12 protein-coding genes and 1 pseudogene are annotated in these 12205 nt (G+C 44.4%); 11 read left to right on the forward strand and 2 right to left on the reverse strand.

All coding sequences use genetic code 11. The features are described 5' to 3' along the window. Positions 1-43 precede the first annotated feature (43 nt). From AC0OMA_RS06290 to AC0OMA_RS06305, 4 genes are all read left to right on the forward strand, one after another. Positions 44-1105 carry a carbamoyl phosphate synthase small subunit gene (locus tag AC0OMA_RS06290; RefSeq protein WP_474221982.1) on the forward strand — a complete coding sequence of 354 codons (1062 nt, stop codon included), beginning with the start codon at positions 44-46 and terminating at the stop codon, positions 1103-1105. Then, positions 1098-4190 (forward strand): carbamoyl phosphate synthase large subunit, encoded by a 3093-nt coding sequence (locus AC0OMA_RS06295; RefSeq protein ID WP_474221983.1) that lies wholly within the window; start codon positions 1098-1100, stop codon positions 4188-4190. Before AC0OMA_RS06290 ends, AC0OMA_RS06295 begins: the two co-directional genes overlap by 8 nt. Then, positions 4178-5137: an ornithine carbamoyltransferase gene (gene argF / locus AC0OMA_RS06300; RefSeq protein WP_100506189.1), complete on the forward strand. Its 960-nt coding sequence runs from the start codon at positions 4178-4180 to the stop codon at positions 5135-5137. Before AC0OMA_RS06295 ends, argF begins: the two co-directional genes overlap by 13 nt. Before the next feature lie 85 nt (positions 5138-5222). Then, on the forward strand, positions 5223-5402 hold the full coding sequence (locus tag AC0OMA_RS06305; RefSeq protein ID WP_003245356.1) for a YjzC family protein: 180 nt from the start codon (positions 5223-5225) through the stop codon (positions 5400-5402). A 45-nt stretch (positions 5403-5447) separates the two neighbouring features. Here the strand turns inward: AC0OMA_RS06305 and AC0OMA_RS06310 are convergent, their stop codons facing one another. Further along, the gene (locus AC0OMA_RS06310) at positions 5448-5633 is read right to left on the reverse strand and encodes a YjzD family protein (RefSeq protein WP_003245236.1); all 186 of its coding nucleotides are present in this window, start codon (positions 5631-5633) and stop codon (positions 5448-5450) included. Positions 5634-5883: 250 nt separating this feature from the next. Between AC0OMA_RS06310 and AC0OMA_RS06315 the strand changes: the two genes are divergently transcribed. From AC0OMA_RS06315 to comZ, 4 genes and pseudogenes are all read left to right on the forward strand, one after another. Further along, entirely contained in the window at positions 5884-6618 is a 735-nt protein-coding gene (locus tag AC0OMA_RS06315) for a hypothetical protein (RefSeq protein WP_474221984.1), read from the forward strand. Between the two features lie 81 nt (positions 6619-6699). Then, complete coding sequence (locus AC0OMA_RS06320) at positions 6700-7257, forward strand: hypothetical protein (RefSeq protein WP_322840030.1); 558 nt, start codon at positions 6700-6702, stop codon at positions 7255-7257. Between the two features lie 89 nt (positions 7258-7346). Then, positions 7347-8299: pseudogene (gene med / locus AC0OMA_RS06325) on the forward strand (transcriptional regulator Med). Positions 8300-8313: 14 nt separating this feature from the next. Further along, positions 8314-8505 (forward strand): ComG operon transcriptional repressor ComZ, encoded by a 192-nt coding sequence (gene comZ, locus AC0OMA_RS06330; protein WP_003224559.1) that lies wholly within the window; start codon positions 8314-8316, stop codon positions 8503-8505. Between the two features lie 29 nt (positions 8506-8534). On the opposite strand, the gene yjzB is transcribed toward comZ, so the two are convergent. Beyond that, positions 8535-8798, reverse strand: a complete 264-nt coding sequence (yjzB, locus tag AC0OMA_RS06335) for a spore coat protein YjzB (RefSeq protein WP_322840031.1) — start codon at positions 8796-8798, stop codon at positions 8535-8537. 164 nt (positions 8799-8962) lie between these two features. Between yjzB and fabH the strand changes: the two genes are divergently transcribed. The 3 genes from fabH (at position 8963) to AC0OMA_RS06350 (ending at position 12026) form a co-directional block, all read left to right on the forward strand. Next, positions 8963-9901, forward strand: coding sequence for a beta-ketoacyl-ACP synthase III (fabH, locus tag AC0OMA_RS06340; protein ID WP_015483083.1), 939 nt, complete (start codon positions 8963-8965; stop codon positions 9899-9901). A gap of 22 nt (positions 9902-9923) precedes the next feature. Then, complete coding sequence (gene fabF / locus AC0OMA_RS06345) at positions 9924-11165, forward strand: beta-ketoacyl-ACP synthase II (protein ID WP_003244890.1); 1242 nt, start codon at positions 9924-9926, stop codon at positions 11163-11165. Between the two features lie 75 nt (positions 11166-11240). Beyond that, the gene (locus tag AC0OMA_RS06350) at positions 11241-12026 is read left to right on the forward strand and encodes a DUF2268 domain-containing putative Zn-dependent protease (RefSeq protein ID WP_309529712.1); all 786 of its coding nucleotides are present in this window, start codon (positions 11241-11243) and stop codon (positions 12024-12026) included. Positions 12027-12205 lie beyond the last annotated feature (179 nt).

Raw genomic sequence — 12205 nt, forward strand, 5'->3', positions numbered from 1 at the left:
TTCATTTTTATAATTAATTATTCATCAAGAGGTGGGCTGTTAGATGGAAGGTTATTTAGTGTTAGAAGATGGGACATCGTTCAGCGGCGAGCTGGACGGTCATGAAAACTGCACGGGAGAAGCTGTTTTTTTCACAGGAATGACAGGCTACCAGGAAGTGCTGACAGATCCATCATATAAGGGACAGATTATAGTATTTACCTACCCGCTGATTGGCAACTACGGCATAAATGAAAAGGATTTTGAAAGCAAGAAACCGCAAGTAAAAGCCGCGGTTGTCTATGAGGCGTGTGATCACTTTTCTCATTATGAAGCGGTATACAGCCTCAAGGAGTATTTACAGAAATGGAACATTCCGCTGTTAACCCATGTTGATACGAGGGCTGTCGTGAAGAAAATCCGGGCAAACGGGACGATGGGTGCGACAGTCACAACCTCTAAAGAAGGAGCTGAGATTGCCCTTCAACCAGAGAATGTGGCAGAGCAGGCTTCCGCCCAGAAAATCAGCACATTTGGCGACGGGAATAAACACATCGCTCTCATTGATTTTGGCTATAAAAAGTCAATCGCATCATCACTTGTCAAACGAGGCTGCAAGGTTACCGTGGTGCCATACCAGCAAATGGAGGCCGTATACAACATCAAACCCGATGGCATTGTGCTATCGAACGGACCTGGAGATCCGAAAGCCATTCAGCCATATTTAGGAAAGATCAAAAGCATCATCAGCCGCTTTCCGACTCTCGGCATTTGTCTCGGACATCAGCTGATCGCGCTCGCGGTCGGAGGGAATACTTTTAAGCTGCCATTCGGGCACAGGGGAGCTAATCATCCGGTCATCGACCGTGAGACGAAACGGGTCTTTATGACAAGCCAAAACCACAGCTATGTGGTTGATGAACAGTCGATTAATGAAGAAGAGCTCACGATCAGGTTTCATCATGTCAATGATACGTCAGTTGAAGGGCTTGTCCATAAAAAACTGCCTGTCATGAGTGTTCAATTCCACCCGGAAGCACATCCCGGACCGGCGGAAAGCGAATGGATTTTTGATGATTATCTAAAGAATGTGATACCAGCAAGGAGAGAAATCGCGCATGCCTAAAGACACCAGTATTTCAAGCATATTAGTAATCGGCTCAGGCCCGATCATCATCGGGCAGGCAGCAGAATTTGATTATTCAGGCACTCAAGGTTGCATCGCGCTGAAGGAGGAGGGCTACCGGGTGATTCTCGTCAACAGCAATCCGGCGACAATTATGACTGATGAAGCCTTCGCTGATGAAATTTATTTTGAGCCTCTGACAGCAGAAAGCCTGACAGCCATCATTAAGAAAGAACGGCCTGATGGGCTTCTTGCCAATTTAGGCGGTCAGACCGCGTTGAATTTAGCGGTGGAGCTTGAAGAAACGGGTGTTTTAAAAGAGCACGGCGTCAAACTTCTCGGCACATCCGTTGAAACGATACAAAAAGGAGAAGACCGGGAAAAATTCCGTTCGTTAATGAATGAATTAAAACAGCCCGTGCCGGAGAGTGAAATTGTTGATAACGAGGCCGATGCCCTCCATTTTGCGGAATCCATCGGTTTTCCTGTTATTATCAGACCGGCTTACACATTAGGCGGAAAGGGCGGAGGAATCGCCCCTGATAAAGAAGCCTTTACAGCTATGATTAAACAGGCGCTATTAGCAAGTCCGATCAATCAATGCCTTGTCGAAAAAAGCATTGCCGGTTTTAAAGAAATTGAATATGAAGTCATGCGTGACAGCAATAACACATGCATTACCGTCTGCAATATGGAAAATATCGATCCGGTCGGCGTGCATACAGGTGACTCTATCGTTGTGGCGCCGTCACAAACATTGACAGACGAAGACTATCAAATGCTGCGGACAGCAAGTCTGACGATCATCTCAGCACTTGATGTTGTAGGCGGCTGCAACATTCAATTCGCGCTTGATCCATTCAGCAAGCAATATTACGTCATTGAAGTGAATCCGCGTGTAAGCCGGTCATCGGCTCTCGCATCTAAAGCGACCGGTTATCCGATTGCGAAGATGGCCGCGAAACTGGCAGTCGGATACACCCTTGACGAGCTGAAAAATCCGCTCACAGGCTCGACTTACGCAAGCTTTGAACCGGCACTGGACTATGTGATCGTCAAATTTCCGCGCTGGCCGTTTGATAAATTCAAAAACGCAGATCGCAAGCTTGGCACAAAAATGAAAGCCACCGGTGAAGTGATGGCGATTGAACGGAATTTAGAAGCGGCGATACAAAAGGCAGCCGCGTCGCTTGAATTAAAAAATATCGGGACACACCTTCCAGAGCTCAGCGGGTTGTCAATTGATACGCTATGGGGTTTGGCAATCACTCCGGATGACCGCAGATTTTTCGTTGTCATGGAGCTGTTGAGCCGCAGCGTCTCGATTGATGACATCCATGAAAAAACAAAAATTGATCCGTTTTTCCTTCATACCTTTGACAACATCATCAAATTGGAAAACCGCCTGATGGAAGCAGGGAGCGATCTCACTTTTGAATTATTGAAGAAAGCAAAGGAAAAGGGATTCTCAGACGCAACGATTGCCTCGCTGATCAGCAAAACAGAAGAAGAGGTGCGCGCGCTTCGCAAGGAGATGGGCATTACGCCTTCCTTTAAAATCGTAGATACATGCGCGGCAGAGTTTGATGCAAAAACAAACTATTTTTACTCCACATATTTCGGAGAGACCGATGGAGACATCAGCCGCAAAGAGAAAAAACGCGCGCTCATTATCGGATCAGGCCCGATTCGGATCGGCCAAGGCGTTGAATTTGATTACAGTGCTGTTCACGGTGTGCTGACACTGCAAGAGCTTGGGTTCGAAACCATCATGATTAACAATAACCCGGAAACGGTCAGCACCGATTATGAAATTGCGGACCGCCTGTATTTTGAACCGATGACAACGGAGCATATTGTAAACGTGGCGGAGCAGGAAAATATTGATTTTGCAATTGTGCAATTCGGCGGCCAAACTGCAATCAATGCTGCTGAAGCGCTCGAGAAAGCCGGCATCACTCTTCTTGGCACATCATTTCAAACGCTCGACGTGTTAGAGGATCGGGATCAATTCTATCAGCTTCTTGACGAGCTGGGATTGAAGCACGCAAAAGGAGAAATTGCCTATACAAAAGAAGAAGCCGCTTCAAAAGCCAGTGAGATTGGCTATCCGGTGTTAATTCGTCCATCTTACGTTATCGGCGGAATGGGCATGATCATTGTTGACTCGCAAGCCCAGCTTTCTCAGCTGCTGAATGATGAGGACAGCATGCCATATCCGATTTTGATTGATCAGTATGTGTCTGGAAAGGAAGTCGAAATTGATTTGATTTCCGACGGCGAGGATGTCTTTATCCCGACATATACCGAGCATATTGAACGGGCAGGTGTCCATTCGGGGGACAGCTTTGCCATTCTTCCGGGACCGTCCATCACGAGCGGGCTGCAGCAGGGCATGAAAGATGCCGCACAAAAAATTGCTCGAAAACTTTCATTTAAAGGCATCATGAACATCCAATTTGTGATCGACAATGGAAACATACTCGTTCTCGAAGTGAATCCTAGAGCGAGCCGCACGGTTCCTGTCGTCAGCAAAGTAATGGGCGTTCCGATGATTCCGCTCGCCACACGTCTGCTGGCGGGAGCGTCCTTAAAAGATCTAAATCCGGCAGTTCAAAATCATCATGGAGTTGCCGTGAAGTTCCCTGTTTTTTCTTCTCATGCGATCCAGGATGTGGATGTCAAGCTTGGGCCGGAAATGAAATCAACGGGAGAAGGCATGTGTGTCGCATATGATGCCAACAGCGCCTTGAAAAAAATCTATACAAGAGTCTGGAGTCAAAAAGGAAGCATTTATTTGCAAAACGTTCCGGAAGATGTGAAGGAGTTAGCAGAAAACGCAGGTTTTACAATACATGAAGGGACATTTGTCTCATGGATGGAACAGGAAGGAAAATCGCTCCACATCAATCTGAGCGGTTCTGAAGAAGCACGCAAAGAACGTTTGGAAGCCATGACGCACGGCATCCCTGTCTTTACAGAAGAAGAAACTGTGCGGGCGTTCTTACAAAGCAGTTCAGGCCATCCGCAACCTGTATCTCTCAAAGACCTCTATAAAAAGGAAGTGGCATCATGCACACAGTGACGCAAACCAGTTTATACGGAAAAGATTTATTAACGTTAAAGGACCTTAGTGAACAGGACATAAACGCCTTGCTCGCAGAAGCCGGTGAGCTGAAACAAAACAAAATTCAGCCTATATTCCATGGCAAAACCTTGGCGATGATTTTTGAAAAATCATCAACGCGGACCCGTGTTTCATTTGAAGCGGGCATGGCGCAGCTGGGCGGGAACGCCCTCTTTCTAAGCCAGAAAGATCTGCAGCTGGGGCGCGGTGAGACTGTCGCTGATACGGCAAAAGTGCTGTCAGGCTATGTGGATGCCATCATGATCCGGACCTTTGAACATGAAAAGGTGGAGGAACTTGCCAAAGAAGCTGACATTCCGGTGATCAATGGACTTACCGATAAATACCACCCATGCCAGGCGCTGGCGGATCTCTTGACGATTAAGGAGATAAAAGGGAAGCTTAAAGGCGTAAAAGTCGCATACATCGGTGACGGAAATAACGTGGCGCACTCCTTGATGATCGGCTGCGCGAAAATGGGCTGTGATATCTCGATCGCTTCACCAAAGGGATATGAAGTGTTAGATGAAGCAGCTGAAGCGGCAAAGACATATGCACTTCAATCCGGCTCTTCTATCACGCTGACAGATGATCCGATTGAAGCTGTAAAAGACGCGGACGTGATTTATTCTGATGTGTTTACAAGCATGGGGCAGGAAGCGGAAGAGAAAGAACGTCTTGCTGTCTTTGCGCCTTATCAGGTGAATGCGGCGCTAGTCAGCCATGCCAAGCCTGACTATACATTTTTACATTGTCTCCCTGCGCATCGTGAGGAAGAAGTGACTGCGGAGATTATTGACGGGCCGAACTCTGCAGTGTTCCAGCAGGCGGAAAACCGTCTTCATGTGCAAAAAGCACTGCTGAAGGCCATTTTATATAAAGGTGAATCATCAAAAAACTGCTGAGCCAAACTCAGCAGTTTTTTTGATGGCAACATATTCACAGCCGCTTAGGCGCATACTACAGCAAAAAGGAAAAGGAGGAAAAACAGTGGGACAGCAGCACCAATTCCGGCCCGGACAGAAAGCGCCTAATAACGGTGTCTACGTAGAAATCGGCGAGACAGGGAGTATGGTTAAAAACCCTCAAAAGGTCCATCTGTCAGCAGGGGAAATGTTTCCCGAAACATCAAACCACAACCGGCTGTGGACCTACAAAAGAAAGCCGTGACCACTAAAAAACCCAAAACAATAAATGTTTTGGGTTTTTGGCTTTTTAATGCTGGCTTGCATTTTTGTTCATAGGCATGATTTCTGCTAAAACCATGATTAAGACATACAGTACAACAGCAATGACAGATGATGTTTTGAAATTATACGTAACGCTGTTCATGCTTGCAACCAAGTAGCATGCCATATGTGATAAAAGGAACGTCCAAATAAAGGCAATAATATATCGCACGTTTCCACCTCGTCCTTCTCATTCTATTCTAAAAGTTATCATACCATACAAAAAGCGAAGGGGGAATCCAATTTTAGCAGAAAGTGAGGTGACAAAAGAGTCTGATTCGTCACACTTTAATGGTAAAATATAAAAAACGTCAATCAGTATAATAGCCAAAAATGTAAAAGGCTAGGACTTTACCTTATTCGTTTCTTTTCTATTTACATAAGATAGCGTGAGATGAAGTGTGAAAGGAGGCGGGCAAGCGATGGGAATAACGGAAAGATACTTTCAACTGGGAACGGAGCATAATGTCATTCATCTGCCCTATCGCCCGAACGGCTTCGGCATCTTTATCTTGGGGGACAGAACCCACTTTGTCGGACATGATTCAAGCTTTTGGCAGCAGCATTACGGCAGAAATCAGCTTCTGAGCATGTTGAGGAATGAAGGATATACTCTTTTTAACAGCAATCTGTTCGGAAGGCATTGGGGGGCGGAAAAAGCAGTCACCTATGCCAAACAGCTGATACATTCTGTGCTGAAGCAGGAAATCCTCAATCCGAAGATTCATATATTAGCAGAAGGCATGGGTGCTCTCGTGGCCGATGAACTGCTTCGTTTTTCCCCGGATCATATCCGCTCAGCCGCAATGTTGAATCCTTGTCTCGATCTTCAGGCACATTATGAATCGGAAAAAGAAAATAAATTTTTCTATAAGCAATTTTTGAAAGAAGTTTCGAAAAGCTACGGAATTTCTGAAAAAGAAGCGGAAGCGCTTCGTTATAAAACAATTCAAAGCTACCCGAGCAGCGTACCGGTTCATATATGGCAGCGTATGACCGGATCTCCATATCCCTACAGTGTACATGCAGAAGTTTTCAAGGAAAAACAGCAAAAGCAAGGCTCACCGGTCGACATGACATTTCATTTATTTGAGCATCCAAGCAGAATTTATGCATCAATTTGCAAATTCTTTCACAGTCATGAAAAAGAATTATAGAGAATATAATGACAACAGCCTTCTCTTTTGCGGAGGCTGTTTTATTTTGGGAAATGAAAAACCGGAAGGGCGGCAGATGCAATGGAATCAACGCTGATTGTAGGTGCGGACGAATTTTTCGGCCTTTCATTATGTGAGCGAATGATGGATGAAGGCATACATGTTGACGTTGTTCTGGCGGAAACAGAAGATAAAATGAGACAAATGTACTTAGAAGAAAGACTCATGTGGCTTGGGAGAAATGAACTCTTTCGCCAGCTTGAACACATTGGAGACCAAAATTATGATACAATTTGTATCCAGTTCGGAAGTTTTTTGCCTTTAGACCAATGTGATTCTCCTTATATTTTAGTATATGAAGAAGACCGAAAAGAATGGGAAAAACGTGAAAAAACAGGCTCGGAAAAAACCGTGATCCTGCCGAAAATGTATGGGCCATGGAAAGAAGAAACAGAGGAAGACGGCTATTACACAAACGACGTGGCTGACGAGTTGCTGAGATTCCTGTTAGGATCAAGCCGTCATAGCAAAGATCAGTTTTTTGAATTGCAAGTCACAGAAAAAACCTCAAAAGAAGAAGCAAAAACAAAAATTATCGAGTGGAAAAGACAATTTTCATCAATTTTCGACAAATATTAAGAAAAACCTTCCATGTTTCGAGTTTTCTAGATACAATAAACGTATAAAAATAAACATGTTATAGCTTGTCAAAAGGAGTTGAACATGACTTGATCACAAGGCTTGTCATGATCTTTTCTGTCCTCCTTTTATTGAGTGGATGTGGACAAACTCCGTTCAAAGGAAAAATTGAGAAGGTCGGCATGCTCTTTCCTGATACGATTAATGACCTCGTATGGGGTACAAAAGGGTATAAAGGATTACTGAATATACAATCCAAATACAATGTGGACGTCTATTATAAAGAAGGCGTTAAAACAGAAGAAGATATCATAAATGCGATTGAGGATTTTCATAAGAGGGGCGTCAATCTGCTCTACGGCCATGGGAGTGAATATGCTGAGGTGTTTAACTTGGTCGGCGAAGATTATCCAGATATGGAATTCGTCATTTCCAATGCGAAAGCGAAAGCTGATAATGTAACGAGTGTCCATTTTAGCGGGGAAGCAATGGGCTTTTTTGGAGGAATGACTGCTGCCCATATGTCGAAAACGAATCAGGTCGGTGTAATTGCTTCCTTTACGTGGCAGCCTGAGGTGGACGGTTTTATCAAAGGGCCAAGTATGAAAATCCGGATATAGAGGTAAATACGAAATATACGGATCATTGGGATGATGATACAACAGCAGTAAAGCTTTATCAGAAAATGAAGAACGAAGGCGCGGATGTTGTGTATCCCGCCGGAGACGGGTATAATGTTCCTGTTATTCAGCAAATCAAAAAAGACGGTCTTTATGCCATTGGCTACGTCACAGATCAATCGGATCTGGGCGAGAATACCGTATTAACCAGCACGGTGCAAAATGTGGACAAGGCCTATGAAATCATTGCTGAACAATTTAATAAAGGCACCCTTGAGGGCGGCGATCATTACTACGACCTGAATACGGGAGTCGTTGAGATGGGAACATTCAGCCCGCTCGTCGACAAAGACTTTCAGCAAAGAATCGCCAAGCTGATCAAAACATACAACAAAACAGGCGAGCTGCCAAAAAACGAGTAATGGAGTGACGTCACATGCAGCACGAAAAATCACTTGAATTCTTGCAAATTGCCATGAAATATCTCCCTGAAGCGAAAGAACAGCTTGAGAAATCAGGCATTGAGCTCTCAATGGAGGCCATCCAGCCGTTTATGAATCTATTTACAACGGTAATGGCGGAAGCTTATGAGCTTGGCAAGTCTGACGCTAAATCTGAAACAGAATAAGAAGAAGCCACTTTTTTGAAAGTGGCTTTTCACATGATTTTCTTTTTAATAGCGGAGAGCATGGGCGCAAGCTCCTTTAAAGCGGGCTTGATTTGATCAAGAGAGTTCATAATTGAACCGATTTGGTCCATAATATGCATGTAATTAATCGTCTCTTCGTCGTTTGTCTGAGAAACCTGAGAAACCTGAGAAACCTGAGAAACCTGAGAAACCTCCTCTTGCTGTTCCTCCTTCTCTTCTGTTGGTTTTGCTGCATCGCCGAACATCATTCTTGAAAACACATCCAACTGCATACGCCTCCTTTCCATATACCATACTCTATGAGTAAGATGAACTGATAGTTTAGACGAATATATTGCCATGTGAAAAAAAATAGGATAGAATTAGTACCTGATACTAATAATTGATCACAACCTGATTGATCTTCTAAATTTAAGATATAAAGGAGTCTTCCCTTATGAAAGCTGGAATACTTGGTGTTGGACGTTACATTCCTGAGAAGGTTTTAACAAATCATGATCTTGAAAAAATGGTTGAAACTTCTGACGAGTGGATTCGTACAAGAACAGGAATAGAAGAAAGAAGAATCGCAGCAGATGATGTGTTTTCATCACATATGGCTCTTGCTGCAGCGAAAAATGCGCTGGAACAAGCTGAAGTGGCTGCTGAGGATCTGGATATGATCTTGGTTGCAACTGTTACACCTGATCAGTCATTTCCTACGGTCTCTTGTATGATTCAAGAACAGCTCGGCGCGAAGAAAGCGTGTGCTATGGATATCAGCGCGGCTTGTGCGGGCTTCATGTACGGGGTTGTAACCGGTAAACAATTTATTGAATCCGGAACCTACAAGCATGTTCTAGTTGTCGGTGTAGAGAAGCTCTCAAGCATTACCGACTGGGAAGACCGCAATACAGCCGTTCTGTTTGGAGACGGAGCAGGCGCTGCGGTAGTCGGACCAGTCAGTGATGACAGAGGAATCCTTTCATTTGAACTAGGAGCCGACGGCACAGGCGGTCAGCACTTGTATCTGAATGAAAAACGACATACAATCATGAATGGACGAGAAGTTTTCAAATTTGCAGTCCGCCAAATGGGAGAATCATGCGTAAATGTCATTGAAAAAGCCGGACTTTCAAAAGAGGATGTCGACTTTTTGATTCCGCATCAGGCGAACATCCGTATCATGGAAGCTGCTCGCGAGCGTTTAGAGCTTCCTGTCGAAAAGATGTCTAAAACTGTTCATAAATATGGAAATACTTCTGCCGCATCCATTCCGATCTCTCTTGTAGAAGAATTGGAAGCCGGTAAAATCAAAGACGGCGATGTGGTCGTTATGGTAGGGTTCGGCGGAGGACTAACATGGGGCGCCATTGCTATCCGCTGGGGCCGATAAAAAAAGGTGAGGTGCACACAAGATGACTAAAAAAAGAGTAGTTGTTACAGGACTTGGAGCATTATCTCCACTTGGCAACGACGTCGATACAAGTTGGAATAACGCAATCAACGGTGTGTCCGGAATCGGTCCGATCACTCGTGTTGACGCTGAAGAATATCCGGCAAAAGTTGCCGCTGAATTAAAAGATTTTAATGTTGAAGATTATATGGATAAAAAAGAAGCCAGAAAAATGGACCGCTTTACACAATATGCGGTTGTGGCTGCGAAAATGGCGGTTGAAGATGCAGATCTTAACATTACCGATGAAATCGCGCCGAGAGTCGGTGTTTGGGTAGGCTCCGGTATCGGAGGACTTGAAACACTAGAGTCTCAATTTGAAATCTTCTTAACAAAAGGCCCAAGGCGGGTAAGCCCGTTTTTCGTGCCAATGATGATTCCTGACATGGCGACAGGCCAGATTTCTATTGCATTAGGAGCAAAAGGGGTGAACTCTTGTACGGTTACAGCATGTGCTACAGGAACGAACTCCATCGGTGACGCGTTTAAGGTTATTCAGCGTGGTGATGCAGACGTGATGGTCACAGGCGGAACAGAAGCGCCGCTGACAAGAATGTCATTCGCCGGCTTTAGTGCCAACAAAGCGCTGTCTACTAATCCAGATCCGAAAACAGCGAGTCGCCCGTTTGATAAAAACCGTGATGGCTTTGTCATGGGGGAAGGTGCAGGGATTATCGTTCTTGAAGAACTTGAGCATGCCCTGGCCCGCGGCGCTAAAATTTACGGAGAAATTGTCGGCTACGGCTCAACCGGAGACGCTTATCATATCACAGCACCGGCCCAAGACGGTGAAGGCGGAGCGAGAGCGATGCAAGAAGCCATTAAAGATGCAGGCATTGCACCTGAGGAAATTGATTACATCAATGCTCACGGGACAAGCACGTATTACAACGACAAATACGAAACAATGGCGATTAAGACCGTTTTCGGTGAGCATGCGCATAAACTTGCGGTAAGCTCTACAAAATCGATGACAGGCCACCTCTTAGGAGCAGCCGGCGGTATTGAAGCCATTTTCTCTATCCTGGCCATTAAAGAAGGCGTGATTCCGCCGACAATCAATATTCAAACACCTGACGAAGAATGTGATTTGGATTATGTGCCTGATGAAGCCCGCAGACAGGAACTTAATTATGTTCTCAGCAACTCATTAGGATTCGGCGGACACAACGCAACATTAATCTTTAAGAAATATCAATCATAATCAAGCCAAACCGGCTGCCCTTAAAGGGTAGCCGGTTTTTTTTGTGTGCATAGGATTAAAAGAGGAGGCGATCACATGAGTGTAGAACAAACATATAGCTGGCTCAGGGAGGCTGATTCAATAGATGATTTGGCGCATTACATTATCCCGCTTTTTTCAGGTGCGGAGAAAAAGAACTGGAAGGGCATTCTGGGGCATCTTCAGCATCATGGGATGTTTAAAAACATAAAAGAGGGTATTCAGACTGTTTCCAAGCTGAAGGAAAAAGGTTTTTACGGACATATCCAAAAGGAAGAACAGTACCTCAAAAACAAATGGCAAGGTCCTAATGTACCAATTGTCACGCTGCCGGTTGATGAACGAAACAGGAGAATCCGTTTAGAATTCGGATCAAAATCAGGACTCGCCTTTCAAGACAAAATGTTTCTTTTTCTTTCGTCAGATTTAGATTTTGGGTCGGTATCTGCCCTTATGACGCATGAGTATCATCACGTTTGCCGGTTAGGTCATCTGACAAAAGAGGAAAAGGATGTCACATTACTTGATACAATCATCATGGAAGGGCTGGCGGAATATGCTGTTTATGAGAGGTTCGGCCGAAGTCAAACGGCTGAATGGACGACTTGGTATACACCGGAACAGCTTCAGTCTTTATATGAAAAAAAGATTGCGCCCCATCGGGATATCAAACGGGATAATCGATTATTTCCCCAGCTGTTATTCGGCAAAGGATATCAGCCGAAAATGCTTGGATACGCAGTTGGATTCAATATTGTAAAAAAATATTTAACCGCCAGCAAGGCAAGCGCCGCAGACGGACTGTCCATTCCTGCTGAAACCTTTTTGGATGCAATGCTTTAAAAGGATAAAATAATGGAATTTCATTAATAATATTACATTTATCCTAAAAAATTCTTGATTTTGCAAAATGATTGTAATAATATACAACTATAAAATTTTTCGATAATTCAATATTATTTATTATTTCTGAATAAGGGGATTGCTTTCTCTTGAAAACGTTTGACGACAAGAGGGGGGAA

It is taken from the genome of Bacillus sp. AMCV2, assembly GCF_056033925.1.